Source organism: Acinetobacter sp. YH12138 (assembly GCF_015218525.1).
Lineage (GTDB): Bacteria > Pseudomonadota > Gammaproteobacteria > Pseudomonadales > Moraxellaceae > Acinetobacter > Acinetobacter amyesii.
The window spans coordinates 2,123,871-2,146,137 of record NZ_CP048670.1 but is presented as its reverse complement, the minus strand read 5'-3'; the positions used below and the strand labels follow the sequence as shown (position 1 = coordinate 2,146,137).

The 22,267-nt window shown below is 35.7% G+C and carries 19 protein-coding genes and 2 pseudogenes; 7 read left to right on the top strand and 14 right to left on the bottom strand.

The genetic code is table 11. The features are described 5' to 3' along the window. The first annotated feature begins 86 nt into the window (after positions 1-86). Positions 87-626, top strand: coding sequence for a DUF962 domain-containing protein (locus tag G0029_RS10435; protein WP_180108273.1), 540 nt, complete (start codon positions 87-89; stop codon positions 624-626). A 62-nt stretch (positions 627-688) separates the two neighbouring features. Here G0029_RS10435 and G0029_RS10430 read toward each other — a convergent pair whose 3' ends face one another. Together G0029_RS10430 and ychF are read right to left on the bottom strand one after the other, a co-directional pair. Next, the gene (locus G0029_RS10430; RefSeq protein ID WP_180023570.1) at positions 689-1,081 is read right to left on the bottom strand and encodes a hypothetical protein; all 393 of its coding nucleotides are present in this window, start codon (positions 1,079-1,081) and stop codon (positions 689-691) included. Between the two features lie 273 nt (positions 1,082-1,354). Beyond that, complete coding sequence (ychF, locus tag G0029_RS10425) at positions 1,355-2,446, bottom strand: redox-regulated ATPase YchF (protein ID WP_078189045.1); 1,092 nt, start codon at positions 2,444-2,446, stop codon at positions 1,355-1,357. A 269-nt stretch (positions 2,447-2,715) separates the two neighbouring features. On the opposite strand from ychF, the gene G0029_RS10420 reads away from it, so the two are divergent. Then, positions 2,716-3,480 (top strand): glutathione S-transferase family protein, encoded by a 765-nt coding sequence (locus tag G0029_RS10420; RefSeq protein ID WP_180012150.1) that lies wholly within the window; start codon positions 2,716-2,718, stop codon positions 3,478-3,480. 83 nt (positions 3,481-3,563) lie between these two features. Here G0029_RS10420 and G0029_RS10415 read toward each other — a convergent pair whose 3' ends face one another. Continuing rightward, the gene (locus G0029_RS10415) at positions 3,564-4,892 is read right to left on the bottom strand and encodes a hypothetical protein (RefSeq protein ID WP_180109827.1); all 1,329 of its coding nucleotides are present in this window, start codon (positions 4,890-4,892) and stop codon (positions 3,564-3,566) included. Between the two features lie 482 nt (positions 4,893-5,374). On the opposite strand from G0029_RS10415, the gene G0029_RS10410 reads away from it, so the two are divergent. Next, positions 5,375-5,845 (top strand): Lrp/AsnC family transcriptional regulator, encoded by a 471-nt coding sequence (locus tag G0029_RS10410; RefSeq protein WP_067763303.1) that lies wholly within the window; start codon positions 5,375-5,377, stop codon positions 5,843-5,845. Positions 5,846-5,934: 89 nt separating this feature from the next. Here the strand turns inward: G0029_RS10410 and G0029_RS10405 are convergent, their stop codons facing one another. From G0029_RS10405 to G0029_RS10395, 3 genes and pseudogenes are all read right to left on the bottom strand, one after another. Then, entirely contained in the window at positions 5,935-6,687 is a 753-nt protein-coding gene (locus tag G0029_RS10405; RefSeq protein ID WP_078194353.1) for a YebC/PmpR family DNA-binding transcriptional regulator, read from the bottom strand. Positions 6,688-6,987: 300 nt separating this feature from the next. After that, positions 6,988-7,557 (bottom strand): 1-acyl-sn-glycerol-3-phosphate acyltransferase, encoded by a 570-nt coding sequence (locus G0029_RS10400; protein WP_168379638.1) that lies wholly within the window; start codon positions 7,555-7,557, stop codon positions 6,988-6,990. Between the two features lie 686 nt (positions 7,558-8,243). Continuing rightward, positions 8,244-9,160, bottom strand: a pseudogene (locus G0029_RS10395) (IS5 family transposase); the annotation flags it as partial. Positions 9,161-9,287: 127 nt separating this feature from the next. Between G0029_RS10395 and G0029_RS10390 the strand changes: the two are divergent. From G0029_RS10390 to G0029_RS10380, 3 genes are all read left to right on the top strand, one after another. Continuing rightward, positions 9,288-9,491 carry a hypothetical protein gene (locus tag G0029_RS10390; RefSeq protein WP_180108271.1) on the top strand — a complete coding sequence of 68 codons (204 nt, stop codon included), beginning with the start codon at positions 9,288-9,290 and terminating at the stop codon, positions 9,489-9,491. Positions 9,492-9,508: 17 nt separating this feature from the next. Next, the gene (locus tag G0029_RS10385; RefSeq protein ID WP_227591812.1) at positions 9,509-10,246 is read left to right on the top strand and encodes a putative type VI secretion system effector; all 738 of its coding nucleotides are present in this window, start codon (positions 9,509-9,511) and stop codon (positions 10,244-10,246) included. 153 nt (positions 10,247-10,399) lie between these two features. Further along, a complete protein-coding gene (locus G0029_RS10380) occupies positions 10,400-11,395 on the top strand; it encodes a hypothetical protein (protein WP_180109828.1) in 996 nt (331 codons plus the stop codon). A 246-nt stretch (positions 11,396-11,641) separates the two neighbouring features. Here the strand turns inward: G0029_RS10380 and G0029_RS10375 are convergent, their stop codons facing one another. Next, a complete protein-coding gene (locus G0029_RS10375; protein WP_180108268.1) occupies positions 11,642-12,667 on the bottom strand; it encodes a formylglycine-generating enzyme family protein in 1,026 nt (341 codons plus the stop codon). 308 nt (positions 12,668-12,975) lie between these two features. Between G0029_RS10375 and G0029_RS10370 the strand changes: the two are divergent. Further along, positions 12,976-13,915: pseudogene (locus tag G0029_RS10370) on the top strand (IS5 family transposase). A gap of 643 nt (positions 13,916-14,558) precedes the next feature. Here G0029_RS10370 and G0029_RS10365 read toward each other — a convergent pair. The 7 genes from G0029_RS10365 to G0029_RS10335 all read right to left on the bottom strand — a co-directional run bounded on the left by G0029_RS10365 (position 14,559) and on the right by G0029_RS10335 (position 22,229). Beyond that, on the bottom strand, positions 14,559-15,599 hold the full coding sequence (locus G0029_RS10365; protein WP_180109829.1) for an AAA family ATPase: 1,041 nt from the start codon (positions 15,597-15,599) through the stop codon (positions 14,559-14,561). Continuing rightward, on the bottom strand, positions 15,586-15,801 hold the full coding sequence (locus G0029_RS10360) for a helix-turn-helix transcriptional regulator (protein WP_168407858.1): 216 nt from the start codon (positions 15,799-15,801) through the stop codon (positions 15,586-15,588). The genes G0029_RS10365 and G0029_RS10360 overlap by 14 nt, the downstream gene beginning before the upstream one ends. A 108-nt stretch (positions 15,802-15,909) precedes the next feature. Continuing rightward, positions 15,910-16,884 carry a hypothetical protein gene (locus G0029_RS10355; RefSeq protein ID WP_180109830.1) on the bottom strand — a complete coding sequence of 325 codons (975 nt, stop codon included), beginning with the start codon at positions 16,882-16,884 and terminating at the stop codon, positions 15,910-15,912. A 35-nt stretch (positions 16,885-16,919) separates the two neighbouring features. Then, positions 16,920-19,796 (bottom strand): type I restriction endonuclease subunit R, encoded by a 2,877-nt coding sequence (locus tag G0029_RS10350; RefSeq protein WP_180108265.1) that lies wholly within the window; start codon positions 19,794-19,796, stop codon positions 16,920-16,922. Between the two features lie 32 nt (positions 19,797-19,828). After that, a complete protein-coding gene (locus G0029_RS10345) occupies positions 19,829-20,962 on the bottom strand; it encodes a PD-(D/E)XK nuclease family protein (RefSeq protein ID WP_180034657.1) in 1,134 nt (377 codons plus the stop codon). Between the two features lie 16 nt (positions 20,963-20,978). Beyond that, on the bottom strand, positions 20,979-21,347 hold the full coding sequence (locus G0029_RS10340; RefSeq protein ID WP_180034658.1) for a DUF4431 domain-containing protein: 369 nt from the start codon (positions 21,345-21,347) through the stop codon (positions 20,979-20,981). A 30-nt stretch (positions 21,348-21,377) separates the two neighbouring features. Next, positions 21,378-22,229, bottom strand: a complete 852-nt coding sequence (locus tag G0029_RS10335) for a hypothetical protein (RefSeq protein ID WP_180108264.1) — start codon at positions 22,227-22,229, stop codon at positions 21,378-21,380. Positions 22,230-22,267: the final 38 nt, after the last annotated feature.

Genomic DNA, 22,267 nt, shown 5'->3' with positions numbered 1-22,267 from the left:
TTATGGTCCAACTTGTCTATTAGATGACAACTTTATTGATGCATTTTTTATATAGTGAAATGAGTGAATGAACAAGGAGTAAGTTAATGAGCAAACTTGAAAGACTGTTAAGCCAATATGCAGCATATCATTTAGATCGAAAAAATGTGCTGACGCATTTTGTGGGTATTCCGCTTATTGTATTTTCGATTATGTGTCTAACCGCACGAGCAGGGCTGATGATTTCAGGTTTTGAACTGACCCTTGCATTGTTGTTGATTATTGCCAGTGTAATTTATTACCTGAGTTTAGATAAAATTTTCGGTTTGATTATGCTTTTGGTGTTTGCAATCACATATCCCTTAGCCTTAATGATCGCAAAAATGAGCCTTATGTCATGGCTGATTTGGAGTGTGGGGATCTTTGTAGTGGGTTGGATCATCCAATTTATCGGTCATTATTATGAAAAGAAAAAGCCTGCGTTTATGGATGATGTTATTGGCTTGGCAATAGGACCTTTATTTGTTCTAGCTGAGTTTGTGTTTCTACTCGGCTTTCGTAAAGAGCTTGAACAAAGCATGCTGACAGAAGCAAGAAGACAGCGCGCAGAGATGGATGCAAAAGCATTACATATTGCTCACCCATAAATGATTTGAATAAAAAAGCCGGATAATTCCGGCTTTTTTACGATGTGTTAATTCTCAACTGTTTAGGATTTCACAGCAACTTTATGTTGTTCCGCTGCCACCTTTTGTGCAGCGATTTTTGCTTTTGCGTCAGTATTTGCAGCTTTGGCAGCATGGGCTGAAGTTTTAGCTTCTGATTTTGCTTGTGTTGCAAGATGCTGTGCTTGAGCTGCATCATGTTTTGCTAATTTTTGATTATGTTTCACTTTACTCTGAGCCAATTGGCTGGCTTGTTTTGTATCGTGTCGAGCGACTTTTGCATCATGCTGTGCAACTTGTGCTGCATGTGTAGCAGTACGGTCCTGATGTTTTGCATCTTTAGCAATGGAAACACAAGTACCACCTTTATGGTTTGCACCTGTGCCACCTGTAAGTGTGGTGCCTTGTGGACATGCAAACGCAGTTACACTAAGCATTGTAAAGATACCTGCTGTTAGAATTTTGCTGATTTTTTTCATTGCTATTGTTCTATGAAAATAGGCATTAGTGCCTATGAGTAAATTTATAGCAGAACGGTAGAGATTTAAGTCGTTGCACTGTGGTGACTCGGCAACCAAATCATGTATTCGTGTCGATATAATTTTGTTTTTAAGTAGGTTTTAAGTTTTTAAATATGCTTATTTTTTGGCTTGAGCTTTTGCCTGAAATTAAAAAAGCCAGCAAATTGCTGGCTTCTTATGAGTACTGTCTTATACGTTAAAACGGAAGTGTAAAACATCGCCATCTTGAACGATGTATGTTTTACCTTCTAAACGCCATTTACCTGCTTCTTTAGCGCCAGCTTCACCGTTGTATTGAACGAAGTCGTTGTAGGCAACACATTCAGCACGAATAAAGCCTTTTTCGAAGTCAGTGTGAATCACACCAGCAGCTTGAGGTGCAGTTGCACCAATTTTTACTGTCCAAGCACGAACTTCTTGTACACCCGCTGTGAAGTATGTTTGAAGGCCGAGTAAGCCATAACCTGCACGAATAACTACGTTTAGACCAGGTTCTTCCATGCCTAAAGCTTCAAGGAATTCCGCACGGTCTTCGTCTTCAAGTAATGAAATTTCTGCTTCGATTTGGTTGCAAAGTGGAACCACAATCGCATTTTCTTCAGCAGCTAATTTTTGCACTGCTTCTAAGTGAGGGTTATTTTCGAAACCATCTTCTGCAACGTTGGCAATATACATGGTTGGTTTAAGGGTTAAGAAGCCATAACCACGCACCAATTTACGTTCATCTTCATCAAGGTCAGCTGCACGCGCAGGTTTACCTTCATCCAGTAAAGGTAAGATTTTGTCTAAAACAGCTTTGGTCGCGATCGCTTCTTTATCGCCACCTTTTGCAGATTTTGCTAGACGTGTAATTGCTTTAGAAACAGCTTCTAAGTCAGCAAGTGCAAGTTCAGTGTTGATTGTTGCGATATCGTCAAGTGGATCAATTTTGCCATTTACGTGAATGACATTCTCGTCTTCAAAACAACGTACAACATGTGCAATAGCATCCGTTTCACGAATGTTAGCTAAGAATTGGTTACCAAGGCCTTCACCTTTAGATGCACCAGCAACGAGACCTGCGATATCCACAAATTCCATCGTGGTTGGGACAACACGTTGTGGGTTTACAATTTCAGCAAGTTTATCCATACGTGGGTCAGGTACAGGTACGATCCCAGTATTTGGCTCAATTGTACAGAATGGGAAGTTTTCAGCAGCAATCGCAGCTTTGGTTAATGCGTTGAAAAGCGTTGATTTACCAACGTTCGGCAGGCCGACAATACCACAGTTAAAACCCATGAAATAACTCACAAAGTATTATAAAAAAATTGTGGATGATTTTACATGAAACCCATAATAAAGTCAGGTGATATGGGAAGGAGAATGTATAACTTATTGAATCGCGCTGAGATCGAGATGAATTCACGTCTGAATAAAGCTTGAGTTGCACTACGGATGCAGAATAGGTGCAAAAATGACATTGTGTTTCAATAACACAGTGACTAAAGTATCCCTATAAAATTACTGGGTTTTATAAACCACAGTTACAACAAAAACTTGGAGCATTTATGCGAACTCTCTACCAGTTTCCACTCTCACATTTTTGTGAAAAGGCGCGCTGGTTACTCGATCATAAAGAGTTGGATTATGTGGCTCATAATTTAATGCCGGGTGTACATCGTGCATTTGCACAGCTTAAAACAGGGCAAAACAAATTACCGATTTTACGTGATCAAGATCATTGGGTTGCAGATTCAACTCAAATCGCCTTTTACTTGGATGCGACCTACCCCGAACATAGTCTGATCCGTCCAGATGTCAAACTGCGTGAAGACGCTTTAGAAATTAATGAACTCTCCATTGAGTTAGGCCAACATGTGCGCCGTTGGGGGTTGGCACATGTATTAAATGAAAGTGAAGAATCACTTGATATTTTAATTGGTGAAAAGGGCTATTTACGTCAGTTTGAAAAATATTCCAAGCCCATTATAAAGGCACTGGTTTCTAAAGGTTATCAATTAGATACAGATAAGGTTGCGGCTTCACGTGAGCGATTGGACGAAATTGTGGTTGATTTAAATCAACGTCTGATCGAACAAGGTGGGCGTTATTTTGTAGGCGACCGATTAGGTTTGGCTGATATTGCAGTGTGTTCAATGTTGGCGCCGATATTAGAGATTGTTGGAACGCCGTGGGAAAAAGAGCATGGCGAAACCTTGTCAGAAGAGTTTAAAGCTTACAAAGCCTATTTGAGCGATTTGCCTTTAGGTCAATATGTGCAACGCATATACCAAACAGAACGTAACGCACGGGTAGATTGGCGTGGTGTATAAGCCCTTTATATGAAAACTTTGCGTCATGCTGCTTTAAAAAAGCGCGCCTAATGGCGCACTTTTTTTTATTAGACTTTCAATCCTTAAATATAGCTTTGTTGTTGAATATCCAAAATATTCAGCACTGGACTGATACTATCGGCTTGTAAAGTATTCAGCGGCATAACAGGGTAGAAGATATTGCCTAGCGCATCCTTAATACTTGGGATGATGGTGGAGATATCAAAATCACCTTGAGCAGAACCTAAATTTTCCAATAGGTCATTAATATTCGGTAATTGGCCCGTGAGGTTTTCAGTCAATTGGTTGAACTGATCCGTGATAGAACCAAGATCAATTTTTTCAGGAGCAAGATTGCCAAGTAAATCGCCAAGATCTGGAATGGTCAGTTGATCGAGGAACTGAGTCGCTTCACCATTACTGTCCATCAGGGCAATGACTGGTTTCAACGAGTCAATCACTTGATTTAAATTAGTTGAAAGCGTCAGTAAGGATGGATTGTTGACCACATCCAAAATGGTGCTCACGCTATTTAATACATCATAAATCGCTTTGACGGTTTGAGCCTGATCCGTATCGATGACATCGCTTTTTGCCAGTAAATCTAAAAGCGGATTAAGTCCTTTGATCACCCCTGAAATGGTCTCAGGGATATTGCCTTGGTTGGCTGATGAAATGGCGGTCACTAGATTGGTCACACTTCCAATCACAGTCGGTAAAGCATGACTCAATTGTTCCATATCAATAGATGAGTTGTCTTTATTGATTGAAGCTAATAAAGGTAGGAGGGCACTCGTTGCACCTTGTGCAATTTGCCCAAAGTCGATGTTTCCAGAAGACGAGCTCCCGATCATCTGAATAATGGGTTGCGCATATTCTAAAACTTGGTTGAGTGTATTGATAATTTGTGTTGCATCCGTTGACCCTGTTGCGCTTCCAAGCATAGCAAGCAGTGGTTTTATGGCATTTACAGCGCTACTAATATTGTCAGGAAGATTGCCTTGGTTATTGGTGCTACTCAGTAAACTTTGCAAGCTGTTGACAATGGTAGGTAAAGATTGAACCAACTGATTCATCTCTGTTGAGCCAGCGTTGCTACCTAAGTTTTGTAGGAGTGGTTGCAGAGTTGTCATCAATGTCTTGAGTGCATCCGAATTTGAACCATTATTGGATGTAAGACTTTGAATCGTGCTAATCACTTGCGGAAGCGATTTAGTCAGTGCGCTAAAATCAAAAGACTTTGTGCCACCTAAATTACCCAATAATCCTGTCAGTGTATCCGTGATATTGGTTGTAGGTTTAAGTGGGCTAAGTAGGTTACTGACCGTGCTGCTAATTGTACTGAGCTGTAGGGAAGGACTTAGTACAGAACTTAATTTTGAGCTGAGTGAACTCAGTGATTTAATTGCCATGTTTATTCTTCCGTTTTTGTTTTTTTGTATATTTATGAACCGCCGCTATTTTTTAATGTAATTACCAAACCAAGTAAATAAGTGAAAAAAATGAAATGTGAAATAGAGCGCACATTGAAAAATAAAGTAAAAATAAAAAATTGAAAAATATAAATAAAATATCTTTCCCTTTTATCTGAAATTGATTTATTCAGATCAATGGAATACATCGAGAAGCTTTATTGGTAGGTTGTCTAAAGACGTTATTTAGAATATAAAAACTAAACTTTGATGAAAAAACATTCATTTAAACACGATATATATGAAAATTATTATGTTCATAATGCATATGAGCTTTATTATTTTTAATAAATCATGCTATACATGAGAAAACTTGCACATAAATGCTGATTTTAAAACTTAAAATAACATTGAAAATGACAACAGGTGTTTGATGAATCTGGATCATCAGCACTGTTTTCAAAAATGGCTGGAGTAGACTGATGGAACTAGACCGTTTTGATAAACAAATTTTAGAAATTTTGACCCATGAAGATGTCAATTTAAATGAACTGTCAGAGCGAGTGAATTTATCGGTCAGTTCAGTTCATCGTCGGATCAAACAATTGATTGATCACAATATTATCAGTGGTCTAAAACGTGAAATTAATTATCAAAAATTGGGCTTTAGTTTGCATGTACTGCTGCAGGTGTCCTTAAGCAAACATGATACCGATACATTTGCTAAATTTTTAGAAGAACTTGAAAGTATTCCAGAAGTAATCAATGCATTTTTAGTGACAGGGCAGTCGGCAGATTTTATTGTTGAAGTCGTTGCGCGTGATATGGAAAATTATAGTGAAATTTTACTCAAACGCATTGGTAAAATTGAACATGTGGTCGCATTACATTCGAGCTTTGTAATTAAACAATATAATGTTTTTAACTGTAATGGCTTATTAAATAAGGTTTAAATGCAGCCCTCATATATAAACTCAAACAGTTGAAAGCTAGGCAATAAAAAACGCACCGAAGGGTGCGTTTTATACTTCACTCGATTGAACTATAGAGCTTCTAACTCAGCCATCACTTCATCGGTGAATTCAACGTTGGTATACACGTTTTGAACGTCGTCAAGATCTTCAAACATATCAATCATTTTGATGATTTTTTTCGCTTGTTCGATATCTGAAATTAACGCTTTAGTTGAAGGGTTCATGACCACTTCGGCGTTATCAGATTTTAAACCTGCTGCTGCAAGTGCATCCTGAACCTCACCGAAAGTTTCAGGTGTGGTGATAACTAGAATTTCATCTTCATCTACTTCGATGTCTTCAGCACCTGCTTCTAAAGCGATGTCCATGATTTGATCTTCTAAAGAAACATCTTCAAAAGTAATCTCACCACGTTTAGTAAACATATAAGCCACTGAACCTGCAGTACCTAAATTACCATCAGTTTTCGAGAAGCAATGACGAACGTCAGGAACAGTACGGTTCAAGTTATCCGTCATTGTTTCAATGATGACCGCAACACCACCAACGCCATATCCTTCGTAGGTTACTTCTTTTAGATCGGTATTTTCTTCACCGCCCACACCACGTTGGATCGCACGGTTAATGGTGTCACGTGTCATGTTTGCAACTAATGCTTTTTCAACAACAGCACGTAAACGTGGGTTAGACGCTACATCACCGCCGCCTAAGCGTGCAGCTGTCACGATTTCACGGATAAATTTTGTGAATACTTTAGCGCGGCTTGCATCTTGTTTTGCTTTACGATGCTTAGTATTAGCCCACTTGGAATGACCCGCCATGCGAAATATGCTCCTTGTAGATTGGCCTTATGCCTATCAAATTGAGCAAATTCTACCATAATGGCTTTTTTGTGTGAAAGTACTGGATTTCAGGAAATGTGTAGTTGAAAAAAAAATATCCAAATTTGAGAAAATAATGAGAAATGTCAAAACACTCGTACTGTAATTTTTCTTATGATGAGAATCGGGCTGAAAGAGTAAGTTCGATCTTTTTATAAAAGGAAGATATAAATGCACAATGCATGGAGCACGTGACATTTATATCTTTAAATACGTATTTCGTTAAAACGTGAATGGCGCTTAGTCTTTATTTTTAGGTTCTGGGATCACGATATCTAAACCTACTTTATCTTTATAGAGTTGCTTAATTAAAGCTAAATCGTGATCGAGCTCAGTCGGGTAAATCTTACCGAAAATACCACCTTGTTTGGTTTTTGAGTTGGCATACATTAATACAATTGGCACACCTGCTGCTTTAGCAATATACCAAAAGCCTGTACGAATCGGTTTTCGTGCTTCACCACGTTCTGCACGGGTCGCTTCTGGAGCAATGACTAAATTAAATTTTTCGTTAGCTTCAAAATGCTCAACCATTTGAGTCACTATGTCTTTATTGGCTTTACGGTCTACAGGAATACCGCCAATCGCTTCAAGAACAGGTTTAAATGGACCTTTAAAGAGTTCTTTTTTAATCAGCGTGTGAATTTTGATGTCGTAAATTTGGCAAAGGGCCAATGAAAGAACAGCATCCATCATTGAGGTGTGTTCAAAGCCGACGATCACTTGTTTATTTTCTAAAACATCAGGTTCTACGTGGTATTTCCAGCCTGCCAATTTAAATGCAGATTCGCCAATAAACTTTTTCAACATAGTCGGTGATACGGTGATTTAAAAAAGGTGTAATTTCTGCTTGTTTGTCGTATGAGTCAAGAGGATTTAAGTGAGCTTTGATCTGAATTGTGCATATATTTCAAATTGGAATAAGAAGGGCGGATTGAAGAATTATACTTTTTAGCAATAAAACGGTTAAATTTTATATAGCAAAGCTATCATCATAGATAAAAATACTCTTAAAAATTTGCTAAATATGGCTAGGCACCGTCAGAAATTCTTATTAGACTTTTGTCGTAGGTTAAAACTTTTAACCTGTTGGTCTTAACTCGTTTTCTAACGGAGAACTCAAGCATGATTTATTTAACTGCTGTGTTATTCGCTGTTGCTATGTTTGCTTTGATTGTTATTTGGTCAATTATTGAGTTTTATTTGGACTTAAGAAAGCCTGAACAGGTTGAGTCTTAATATTGGCCGAAATTTATAGGCCCCATAGTTGATTTATTAATACCATATATTTTATATAATAATTATGTTTAATTAATAGTAAAAAGATATTAATGTGGTTTTGTTATTGAGTCTTGAGCTTGTATCTCAATAGATATTTTTTAGATTTTCAATATTAGATATTCTTGAGCAGGTTTCAGAAATGGCTATTCCTTGTTGTAAAAGGCTTTGATGCATAAACCTTCAAAGGGTGAGTTATCCCCAATCCATTTAAATTTAGTAACAACTTGGGTGTGAGGTCTACCTAATTCCGTAAACCTATTCAGAACTGCCACACGCGCATAAATTTCATTAACCTGACTTTGAAAATGTCTTGCCGTCAGCTTATCTCCTAATTATTTGATGCAATGCATCTTGGTTTCCACCAAACTGCGACGGTGATAGCCTGACAGTTTTCCATAGAGTTCTGCCTAAATGTTTAACCGTTTGAAGTAACTTATTTCGCTCTAGCGAGCTAGCTTTTTATCTTTCGATGGTTTTGCATTTTTCTTAGGTGGAATCACTGCATGTGCTTGACGATCTAAATTCACTTGTCTGCAGCACTTCGTGTCGTACGCCCCATTGGTATAGACAGAATCTATTCCCTCATCTAGTGGTATTTGTTCCAGAAAATCACTAAGTACTTGTGAATCACTGACATTATTTTTCGTAAGCTGAACAGCACGTCTTTGAAGCGTTTCAGCATCAATACCAATATGCAGTTTATGCCATTGCCGACGTTATTCAGGCTGATGCTTTTTACGCTTCCATTCGCATTTAGCTAAAAATTTTAAACTCTTAGAGTCGATGAGTAAGTGTAACCCACTACAACTTTTCTGATAGCTTATTACAATATCCATATGCTTTAGTCGTCTACAAAGGGTAGAGTACAAATATCACTGATATTCGGGGCTGCTCAGCCACAGAGTTTAATCAGGCTTTAGCAAAGCCTGTGACTATGCGTAAAGTAAGGTGGAATAGAGATTTGATTATTAAAACAGCATTGAATCGCTGTATCGGAATAAGTTTGATTTTGTCCGTGCTAACTTTGTGGTTACGCATACCATTGGGTCTTAGGATCAAACCAGATTGAAATATTTCGTCGCTTGATTAAAGGTTGGTTATATGCGGACCAATTTAGTTGTCTGGTAGATTTTTATCAAGTTAGCACTTACCGTTGGACAGATTGGTCTTCTTGTTAGTGCTGTTGCGCCACATCTGGGTTCAGCTGTACTTAAAAATGTGACAACAAAACTGTCGCAACATGCAGTCATGGCTTTTTAATGAGTGTACGTGTGATTGCTGGTTTGAATGTAATAACATTAAGTCTGGTTGCTGTTGAAATAGAACTAAAAAATGGGTCTGACGATGCTTTAGAAGATTGGTGTCAAAAAACACCTTTTAGGAAAGCAAATAGTAAAGAGACGCCTTTTAAAAATGAAGATGAAGAGTATCAAGAGTTTGCTAAGGCTGTTGTGAGCTTATAAGTATGTATAGAGAAGATATGATTAAATTAGAAGGCTATATTAGAGAGTTAGAAGTTTATCAGGGTGTATTAAATGCTCTAGGTGGAAAGGGAGACTCATTAATAGCTTCATCTGCAATTCTTGGAACCTTAGCAGGCAATGTTACTTTGGGAACACAAAGTGTATTTTTGGCTTCTCAGTCACGTTTGCATATCGAAACTCTTGTTATGAAAATTAATGGAAAGATATGCGTTGGCCAATTTCATCGTGTTTTATTACAACAGAATGAATATGTAGTTTGTGTTGCGAAAAAAATTGAAGAAAATGTTTATGAGTTATTTTCTGTTCTAAGCCCTTCAACAGGCATCCTACACATGCAAGTTGGAATGGGGGCCTCGATAACAAATTTTAAAAAATCCACAAACAAGGGGGGGCTAGTATGGTTTACACTAACTTGTGTTATTGCTTTCACTTTTATAATTGTACTCCCTCAAAATTTTGATTTAGTAAATTTTTTAATATTCTTTTCTGCGATTTTTACTTTTTATTTTTTATTTATGTATATTATTAAAAGTTCCGCAGCTTCATTAATATATCTCAGTGAAAACTCAGAACAAATTTTTGACTTGTATGGCTTTAAAAATCCTCAAGAAATATATCTATTTACTGCACGACATGAAGATACATCAGAGAAATTAATTTTAGAATCTATTTACGATTATCGAAAAGTTATTAAAGATGATCCTTATCCTGAGGATTATTCTGATAAGAAATGAAAAAGTCTATTTTATCTTTAATTGCATATTTTGCCCAAGATAATGATATCCAAAAATGGATTCGTAAATGTTTATTATCAACGGATCAAAGTATAATTAGGTTTGATACTATTCAACAACAAATGTTGGGCCTAAAGTCGGTATACAATTAATATGAAAAGTAAAATTAAAAAACACGTCTTTGGTTATGATGTGTTTGAGCAGAATATTCCTTTTTCTCATTTAGATGAAGGGGATATTCTACTCAAAGTTGACAATGATTCTAAGAGAAATCATAACTGGTCATTTATTAGCATGAATGATGATTATATTGAATTGATTGATCAATCTTATGCTCGGCTAGGTAAGTCTATAAGCATGTTTATTTTTATTTTACCTATATGGTTGTTTTCAATTGGTTTGCTGATTTATTTTTTAACTAATCCATTTTTTGATGATGGGATTGGTATGTATGTATTTATTATAATTGTTTATTTATTTTTTATAATACTTGTCTTTTATGCATTTATGAGTCCATATTTTAAATACGACCATAAACAACCTATTTGTAAGCCTGTTCTTTTTAATAGAAAAACAGGTAAAGTTTTTTTCTATATTAATGATCAAGAATATATAGAAAAGAAATGGACAGATGTAGTTTATATTATGGGCAGTAGTTTTGGGTTGTCTGGCATTCCATTACGAGAGCTTCGGGCACATATCATCGAAGACGGCATCCTAAAACATACCTTTGTGATTGGCTTTCCAATGATTGGAATATTCCGTACTCAAGGTTTATGGACTTTTATTTGTCATTTTATGATGAAAGGACCAGAAGAGCTTTATCCGAAACCTCACCCTATGTACGGTACCATTGATCCTTTTACACAACTGACTTATTGTCAAAATGTTCAAGGCGCAAAAGAAAGCTGGGAAGAGACCTGGAAGTCATTTCGGATCATTTATCACTATAATTGGGTTCCAGCATTGTTTTCTTATCCCTTTGATGTGTGTAACTTTGTGGCGCGAAGAATTTTATTGCATATCAAACCATTGCCTGTTTGGCATGATGATGTGATAAGAAAAAATAAAATGAATTTACAGCGGACAGAAGAAATCAGTGCAAAAGATAATTTTGAATTTACGATGTTTAAAATGATGGATAAATAAAAAGCTCTTTCGATTTTTCAATATAAATTAAGGGAATAGGCTGAAGAGGATTACCACCTAACGCCTACATCAAAGTCACGTAAGCATTGTATTAGCTTATTATTTATTGATTTCAATTTGATGCGAAAAAATAAAGCTGAATTGGAGCAGGTCCTTTTGATAGAGATACACTGTTGGTAAGCAATATTGAGATGATTGATACTTCACTAGAATCAAATAACCAAAATGGAACGTATAAAGTTTAAATTAATTTATACAACGAAATGCGGTATCTTGGCTTCCATCAATAGTATTGCCATGCTCTTTGAACATAGCGGATGGAGGGGCTTTTTGACGGTAAATATTCATGCCATCACCACCAGCAGCATTATCACCACCTTGTGGAAAGGAGCTGCGCAAGACTTTTTCTGTGCCATCTTTAGGGCCTTGTGGATTCTTAACAGGTGACTCTGCATAGTAGTTTTCGCTATACCAATCTCTGACCCATTCAGTATTATTTGTCACCATATCGTAGATTCCCAAAGGATTTGGTGATACTTTTCCTAATATAGGAAGATGTCCATAATTATTATACCCATATTTAACAGAATTGGTTTTGAGTTGTTCATAGCTTGCAATATTTACCCCATTTTTCATGGTGCCATCATTGGTTGCATAGAGAAGGTATTGTCCACGGTTTCGGGCAGCATATTCCCATTGTGCTTCTGTCGGTAAATCCATTTTTTGCCCCATTTGATTGCCTAACCACTGACAATACTTTTGTGCATTGTACCAATTTGCACCTGCTGGGAGTTTATGAAAAATTTCCTTTGGATAGTCTTCTAAATAATCTGGTTGTACTTGATTGGTGGCCTTGAGATAGATCAAATAATCTTGCAAAGTAATTTTATTATTGGTCATCTTAAAGCTGTCTAAGACCACTTTATGCGGTGGTTTATTATCCTTATCAGATGAATAACCTACATAGCTATTATAGGGAGGTGTCTCGACATTGCCTTTGGGATTCGTTACTGCCACACTATCTGGAGCTGTTTTTTCTAGTTCTTTGGTGATGGTGCCGAAATCTCCCATAATGAATGAACCACCTTGTATATTCACCATATTTTTCTTTGTGCGCTCGACAAGCTCATGAATTTCACTCTGTAAATTTGGATCTGTAACTTTCTGATTGGCTTGCTTTTGAGAAGATGCATTTGGCTCTGATGGCGTTTTAGCACAAGCCGCTAATGTCAGGCTTGAGAGGAAAATAAAAGCGAATTTTCGATTAATCATATTTTTTAAAATTATAGAGTTGTTTAAATATTATCAAAGAATAAAACAAATTTAATATCTCAAAAAGTAAGTTTTTATATTTATTGAGTCAACTCTAAATATGGCTACCAGCTAAGATTTACATCAAGGTCATGCAAGCATTATCTTAATTTTACTTAACCCGAAGCAAGATTAATTGATCCATGGCGTAACACACTGGTCAACTCGTACAGCCTCTTTGTTTGATATGACAATTTGCATGAATGGTTTAGATGGGCTTTGTTGCTCAAATCTACCGTTAAAGGCTTATTCAACATTATAATTCTCAAATGAATAAGTCCACATCTAAAATCTATCGCACAACCAATTGGCCTTCTTATAACAGAGCATTAATCAATCGAGGAAATATCTCTATTTGGTTTGATCCCAAAACTCAATGGTACGCTCAACCAAAGGGCAAGCATGGTCGAAATCAAACCTATTCTGATGCTGCTATCCAATGCTGTCTGATGATTAAATCTCTATTCCGTTTGTCTTTACGTATGGTCACTGGCTCTGTTGAAAGTTTTATTCATCTTTGTAGATTAGATTGGACAGCCCCGAATATCAGTGATATTCGTATTCCACCATTTGTAGAAGACAAAAGCATATTGATATTGCAATCAGCTACCAAAAAAAAGTAGCGATGGGCTGCATCTACTCGTAGACTCTACAGGCATGAGGTTTCTAGGTGAGGGCGAATGGAAACGCAAGAAACATGGAGCTGAATATCGTCGCCAATGTCGTAAACTACATATTGGTATAATAGATGCTAAAACCCTACAAATACGCGCTATTCAGCTCACAACCAATAATGTCAGTGATTCACAGGTGCTTGGTGATTTACTTAATCAGATTCCATAACATGAGCAAATTGACTCTGTTTATACCGATGGAGCTTATGACACCAAGCAATGCCGTCAGGTCATTGCAGATCGGCAAGCGCATGCGGTGATTCCACCTAGAAAAAATGCGAAACCATGGAAAGATACAAAGAGTAGCTCGCTAGAGCGAAATGAATTATTTCGAACAATTAAACGTTTAGGCAAGACACTATGGAAAAAATGGTCAGGCTATCATCGGCGAAGTTTGGTTGAAACTAAGATGCATTGCATCAAATTATTAGGAGATAAACTCAGTGCAAGGAGTTTTGATAGCCAAGTGAATGAGATCCATGCACGTGTAGCAGTCCTTAACAGAGTTACGGAATTAGGTCGACCACTTACCTAAGTTACGCCTTAAATTTAGCTTAATTAGGGGCGCTTTGCATTTCAAATCTTTGTGCAACAAAGCCCTTTTGATACACAACCTAAATGGCCTCAGAGTGTGGAGTATGAATGTCAGGTCGCGGAAGATAAACCATACATCGTTGGTGCATCTACGACTTATCGGTTAGATATTTATTGTCGTGTTATTAAATCTTGATTTTTATACTTAATTTTTAGCCATTTAAAAGTAAAGTGAAGTTAAATTATATAGATCACAAATCCTATAAGGAAAAGCTTTCTATATTACAGTGCAGCATATTGCAAAAAAATAAAAAACCCATGAATCATTATAATTCATGGGTTTATATATTAAATCATTGCAAAGTTGTGCATATGATTACAAAAACTGGTGGGCCCACACGTTACCATACTATCCTGTATAATACTGAAAAATAAATGATTTATTTTTAAAAGAATAAAATGATACAAAGTCGGATACATAGAAAATTATATGTAATTTTTTGTAATATAACACCTTAAAAACCATGAATATCTTGAATAAGTTTTGTAACCATTTGATATTTAAATAGTTTAACTTATTCATACATTATATATGAATAAGTTAAAAGCTTTTAAAATCAATACTTTAATTAAATACATTCAACTTATTCATTAATTAATCTCCAAAACCATTCTTTTTTCTTAATAGATTCAATCTTACTTTCATTTTTTAAAAGTTTAATTGCTCTGCGATATGTACTCTCGCTTACTTTGTTAGTATGAATAATAAATTTCTCAAGTTTTTTAGACTCAATTACTTGTTCTTCACTCAAGTAATCTAAGATTAAAAGCCGAGCACGAGAAATAGTAGAATCTTTCTCTATTGCATTTTCTTTCGAGTCATATTTCAAAAGTTCATCATAATCACTTTCAAGATATTCAGTCCATTTAACACGAGTTGTATTGATATTTATATCAACTATAAAGTCTTCGATTTCATAGACTAATGCACCTTTCAATCTTGTAATATTACTTTTTGCTCTAACTAAAATCTTTTTTCCATTAATTACTAAAATAATCCACACCATTCTTGCAAACGCAGTAAATGCTTGGGAACCAATAATTTTATCTACGGGAGAAGCAGTAGGTAGATTACTTTTGGAAAAATGTGTTATACCGACAATTGCACAATTATATTTTTGAGCGAGTTCAACAAATATAGCCAAAGATTTTCGGACTTCATTTGATTTATGCATATCTCCAGATATTACAGAAACTATTGGATCAATTATAATTAATTTAATATTTGAGTCTTCAATTAAACAATTTTCTATTAATTTAAAATCCTGAGTTGGATCAAAATATTCTACCTTATCCTCCTTTTTAAGAGTTCCAGTAATATAATATATATTAGAATTATTCGCACCACACGCTGTCAGCCTTGGATTAAGTGTTGTTTCAATATCATCTTCTGTTGAGTAGATAACAACACTACACATATTAGAATAAATAGATTGAAATGGTAATGTTCCACCATTAGAAATTGTTGCAGCAATATCCATTAATAATGTTGTTTTACCAACACCAGCAGGGCCCGCAAGTAAAGTTAATTTACCTAATGGTAGCCAATTTTCCCATAACCATTGAGTATTTTCATTTTTCACATCTTTCATTTGTAAAAGTTTAATTTTTTTACTTACATTCATTATTATTCTCCAATTCATAATCCGAAGGACTTAAATTCAAAACCCAACTTTTAACTTCATTTTCACGATAAAAAATTCGAGCTTGCTTTTTATCGCCAAATTTTATCGGCTTTGGGAATGAAGAATCTTTTTGCTGCAAGTTATACAACGTATTTCTACTAATTTTTAAAATACGACAAACATCTTTAATCTTCAAAAGCATTTGTGAGCTCCATTAACAATGCAAGAGCTATCATGATTTTTCTTGAAATTATAAACCCTTATGTTTTTTTACTATTTTTATAAAAAAAACCTAAGAAATTGAAATATATTATTTTATTTTTAATATTTCTTTAACTTTAGCCTTTGCGGCATCATCATTTAGTACATCTAAGTCGGTGTAAAGAATTTGAATTAATTTAGAAATTATATTTATATTGTAGGGTCTTTCATTTGGTAAAATATCTGCCTTTCCGTCAATATCCCATATGTCTTTAATAAAGAATGTTCTGTGCGATGTATTATCGACTCGTGGAGATTTAATATTTAGTATTTCTGTTTCTATTTTTTTGTAAAAAAAATCAAGCAGATCACTATCCACACATTCAACATAATCAATTAATTTATTATATATTTTTTCACTTAGTAAAATATCATTATATTTTCTTAAAAACTTATATTCTGGTATTTTTATATCATCTTCCATACCACTTAAAGGAGAAATATAATTATTATTTTTCATATACTCCAAAAAATCTTCAATATCTTTATTATCATATTTTTTTGCATATTCTTTTAGTTCATGAAATCTTACATCTATCATTTCCATATCTATAACAGCAATTATTTTTTCTTTTCTCAAATAATTCACAATCTTATTAACATAGCTTGAACTTAAATAAAAAACTGTTATCTTGGTTTTCGACAATGGTGATGTATTTAATAAATTTATCATTTTATTTTTTGCTGACTCAAGCTTATTGAGCCATTTTTTTAATTCAGTTCCACTATATACTAAACCACTATCCAGTTTTTCCTTATATTTTATTGAGAAATAATATTTTTCAGAAAAAAGAATTAAATCACTTAGCTTTAATTCACATTCCAATATTTTTCTAAAAGACTTATCCTCCAACAATATATAAATTGTCTTAACTTGAAAATCTTTTTCCTCAACACTAAGGTATGCTTTAAATCTTAGATTATTACTTATAAATTTAGTTTTATTAATTTTATTATTAATTTCATTATATTTTTTCAGAAATATAGCTGCTTCCTCTTTGTCTTCTTGTGTAACTCTTTCCATTTAATTATCTCAAATTAAAATTCTTCATTACTGATTTACAAACCAGTATAAAACTTCTCAATCAACTGGCGTGTCTTGACCAGCAAATTGCTAAACACGTTCTCCCGCTCAAACAGCTTCACTTTATAGTTAGGCAAGTCTTTTAGCTCTTCCTTACGTGGTAGGCGTTTGGTGAACTCATAATGCTCCAGAACCTGCTTCATGGCTTCTGGTTTCAGGTTTTCTTCTTTACAAAGATGCTGATAGGCCTGTTCTTTTTCAGCATCCCAGAACTGAGCAAAAGCCGTTTGGACGCTTTGGCCGTTGATCATCTTCGGCATGTTTTCTTCAATGAATTTTTGAATCAGGTCTTGCTTATCGTGCAAGCTAATATCGCTACTGATTAAATCGTAAATTTGCGCTTGGTACTTCTGACGCTTGTCCTCTGAGTCTGTGTCAACGACCAGTTGTAGCAGGTTGATGATATAGCCAACATTGATACGGTCACTGTGCAGTAAATCCAGTTGAAAATCGACATCATCCAGCACTGATACTTTTTCTTTCTTGGTGGTCTTTCTAACGGCACGACATAAGTCAGCATACTTGGAAGCAAAGTTGGCAAAGTGCTGTTTATCCAGTTGTGTTTGGTCTTGATCGTACTCAATAAAAGTTTGTAATTGCGCGTTATAGCGCATCACTTCACGGAAAGCTTTAATAAATTCGAGTTGCTGTTCTTCAGTAACAAGATCATCGACTGATTGGTAATTGGGCGTTAAGGCAAACAATTTGCTCACCGCTGCTTGGTAATCCTGTTCGATTTCCGCATAGCTGGGAACCAGTACAATCTTGGTTGTTTCTTTATTGGAAAATAGCGCCAGCGCTTCATCTGTGGCGCGTTTCAGGTTGCGGAAACAGATGATATTACCAAATGGTTTTTTATCGTTATAGACACGGTTGGTGCGTGAGAATGCTTGAATCAAACCATGATATTTTAGGTTTTTATCGACATACAAGGTATTTAACGGCTTAGAATCAAAGCCCGTGAGGAACATATTGACCACGATTAGAATATCAATCTGTCTGTTTTTTACGCGCTGTGCAATGTCGCGGTAGTACGCATAAAATTGATCACCAGAATTGTAGTTAGTTTTGAACTGTCGGTTGTAATTGGCAATGTATCGATCTAGCTTATCCCGACTGGATGAATTGACCTGAGTTGGAATATCTGCGGCTTCTTCGTGAATCAAGCCAGTTAAGTCATCAGTCGGTACAGCCTCATTTGCCGCATAGGAAAAGATGGTGGCAATAGTCAACGGTTTAAATATCCGACCTTGTGCTTCATCTTCAATTTGCTTTTCAGCCTGCACCTTTTCAAAGAGGTCGTAATATTGGGTCAGTGTTTCGACCGAACTGACACAGAACATTGCGGTAAATTCACGATTACGAGTTTTGGTATCGTGAATATTGACAATGTAGCGGGCAATCATTTCTAGGCGTTGTGGGTTGTCATACAGTTCTTTGGTATCGATGCCTTCTACATCTTCCTCATAACTTTCATTCGTCGCCATGCCTTTGGCGGTGTATTTGCCACGATAATCAATCTGGAACTGCAAGACGTTACGATCACGGATGGCATCCACAATCACGTATTTATGCAAACATTCATTAAACAGGTAATCTGTGGTCAGTTTTAAACCTGCTTTGCTTTGGCTGTTCTTTTCAAAAATAGGCGTACCGGTAAAACCAAACATTTGAGCATTGCTGAAGAATTTTTTGATGTTCTGATGGGTCTCACCAAATTGACTGCGATGACATTCATCAAAAATAAAGACCACTTTTTTATTTTTAAGATAATCAATCGATTCTAAATAACGTTCAGTGCTTATTGCCCGATTGAGCTTTTGTATGGTGGTCACAATCAGTTTGTCATGACGTTGATCGAGCTGTTTTACCAAGGTCGATGTGTTATCGGTGCTGTCGACGCTGTCGGCTTTAAAAGCATTAAATTCGCGTGAGGTTTGCGTATCGAGGTCGTTACGATCGACCACAAACAAGACCTTTTCAACATCAGGCATTTGCATGATGATCTGACTGGCTTTAAATGAGGTCAGGGTTTTGCCTGAACCTGTAGTGTGCCAGATATAGCCGTTCTGATCGGAGTGTTGCACTTGCTCCACAATTTTATGTACTGCATAAATCTGATAGGGACGCAGCACCATCAGGCTTTTGGTGGTTTCTAGCAGCACCATGTACTGAGTCAGCATTTGGGTCAGATGCTGCTGATTGAAAAAAGCTTCGGCAAAGTCGACAATTTCATTGATGTGTTTGTTATGGACATCCGCCCATGGAAAGGCAAACTCGATACCTGTGGTGCCGTTGGAGTAATAACGGGTATTGGCACCGTTACTAATCACAAACAGCTGAATAAAACCAAACAGCCCTTGTCCTGCCCAATAGGCTTCTCGGGTATAGCGTTGTGTCTGATTAAATGCCTCTGCAATCTCCATACCACGCTTTTTAAGTTCAATCTGTACCAATGGCAAGCCATTGACCAAAAGCGTGACATCAAAGCGACTGGTACGCCCATTGTGATCACGATGGTCGATGGTGATTTGATTGGTGACTTGGTATTTGTTCTTGGTTGCGTCATCAGATAAAAAAAAGATATGACCACTAGAACCATCGTCAAATTTGACAGGGAATAAGTCACGTAAATTTTTAGCCCGTTCAAAGACTGTGCCAGTATTCAAATGGCTAATGACTTGCTTCCATTCAGCATTTGATAGGGGAGGAAGTGCATTGGCACGTTCAATTTGTGCTTTTAGGTTTGACAGTAAAGCGGCTTCATCTTTAATGGTGACATTGGCATAGCCCAAGCCATTGAGCTGTGTAATAAGTTCATTTTCAAGTTGTGCTTCGCTTTGTACTGTCATTTTTTGCTCTGATACGCATTAGATATAAAGAATTATTTCCACTCAGTTTCGACACGATTTAAAATTTTTTGAGTGAACACAATGAGTTTTGTTACATCATGTAGATCGAATAAGTTAAATTTCCAAGATATTCCCCAGTATTGATTATTTTTTCCTTCGTACCATTCTTTTTCGATAGGGTAAGGGTTTTTCTTAAGCTGTATTTTTACGTTTTTCATAATTTCATCTGTTGGATTTTGAATATACATATTGATACTGCAACCCATTGGTGATGTATTGATATGTAGATTTAAAACCGTATCTGACCAATCCTTCCAATTATTTCCAATGAATCTAAGAGCAGGTGTACCATTCCAAGTATGTCTTCTTACATAAGGCTCATATTCTTCGCCTAAAGCTATCTGTAAGGCATTATTTACATGGTCAATGATTTCTTGATAAACATTTTCTCGTAGATCAACGAGTTCTTGTATTTTTTGCATGTTATCAATAACAAATTTTAAGCTTTCCATATCTGTTTCCAATGATTCATTAAAACTATCTAAATGTAGTAAAAAATCTCGTGCAAAAACTCCCCATTTATTTAAAGGATTATTAATAATTTGCATTCCTAGTGTTTGTTTTAATTGGGTTGTAAAATCTGAATATGACAGCCCAAGCCAACCTTCTATATTTGTGTAGCCATTTGGACTAAAAACTAAAGGAACAAGTTTCTTTTCAATACCTGTTTCTTGTTTTATTTTATTGATATCTTTAAGTTTTTTATTTGCCCAACTTAAATACTCTTTAAATGGGTTATTTTGTGTGTGATAAACTTTAACTTCTACTACGATTAAAGCTGTATCCGTTTCTAACCATAGATCAATAAATTTTCCTTTATCTGTGATTTGTTGAGTGACGATCTCTAATACTTCACCAAATTCAAACTCAGAATATTTTTCATTTTGTTTGATAGCTTCGATAAACCCATCATAAAAACCTGAATTTAGGCTGTGTTTTTCATTTGGATCTAGAAAGAATGCAATCAGTTCTGTAATCGGATTTTCATGATGACTTTTTAAGGCTGTATCAAAAATTGTCATCTCTCTTTCAGGAGTTTTATACTGTTGTGCTTTTAGTAAGATATTTTCATATTTTTGAATAAGTTGTTCTTCAAGCTCTACCATATTTTTAATATCTCTATTATTTATATTTCACTGAATCCACAACACATAAAACTTTTGTGGTGTGATGACCTGTATGACTTCTAAATAACTCACTACATTTAATTTGCACCGATTTTCCTTCTTTTCTAAACAAAGAGGAATAGCGTGGATCATTATCAACTAATTGAATGAGTTTAGTTTTAACCAAACCTTCTTCACCATCAACATTAATCTGCTGATTTAAAGTCACCGCAATCTGATTACCTCCAAATGCCTCTTGATTTGGGTGCAGGCTTTTAATTCGAAGCAATTTGCCTGAAATAGTTGCAGGCTCACCATAATAAAATGTCTGTGCAAAACTTAAACTAGGTACTATAAGTAATAAGAAAATACATAATTTTTTCATAATTAACGCTCTAAATTTAATGATTACCAATCACTTATATTCTTTCTTGATAGGATTAAATTCAATCTGCTTACTATATTTAACCTTACGGATATGCTCATAATCTTCTGTAGGTTTTTCACCAGAATAAGTCACTTTAATAGGAAAATAAGCATCCCCATTATTCACCACTTCAATAAGCCCTTCATAAGCATAATGTAAAGGGGAGTCTTCATCATAGCTGCCGCTATTGTCTGCTCCTGCATCTGCAATACTGTAGCTATTGATAAAATCATTTTCAGGAAGATGCAATGCTTCCCACCATGTTTCTGTTGTTCCAGTGCTGGTATATCCATTTTTGAAAATACTACCTACTAAGTTTTTCCCTAAAGGTTTAATATTTTCAGAAATCTCATTTAAATCAATACCAACTCGCCCCCAACTACCTGAAAATTCAGCATCCTCTTTACTTCGACTGACTAACTGATACTGACCACTATTTAGCTTTTTAAAGCTAAATAAATCAGCTCCACCTGTACAGGCATGACACGTCACAACAATCCCATCGTCACTTACTTTAATTTTTTCGATCATGACCAAATAACGTGTTTGATTAGCATTATTTTTATATTCAAGCACTGGGTGCATGAGAGCGACAGTTGTATTTTCATCTTCACCAGCCTGCCCCAATGCAACATATGGCATTTTACTAATTTCTTCATCATCAATATAGCCACGAGTCATTAGACCACTGTAAAACTGGCGCATAAGTTCTTTAAAGCTCAAAGTATCTAATTGCACCTTTGTCATCTCAGCGACTGAGAATTTTGTATTTGCGACTGCCATTGGTACAGTAAATAATGTACTGCTACAAAGTATTAAATTTATGAATAGCTTTTTCATTTTCCACCCTCTATAAAATACAAAAAAGCCAAACCTCC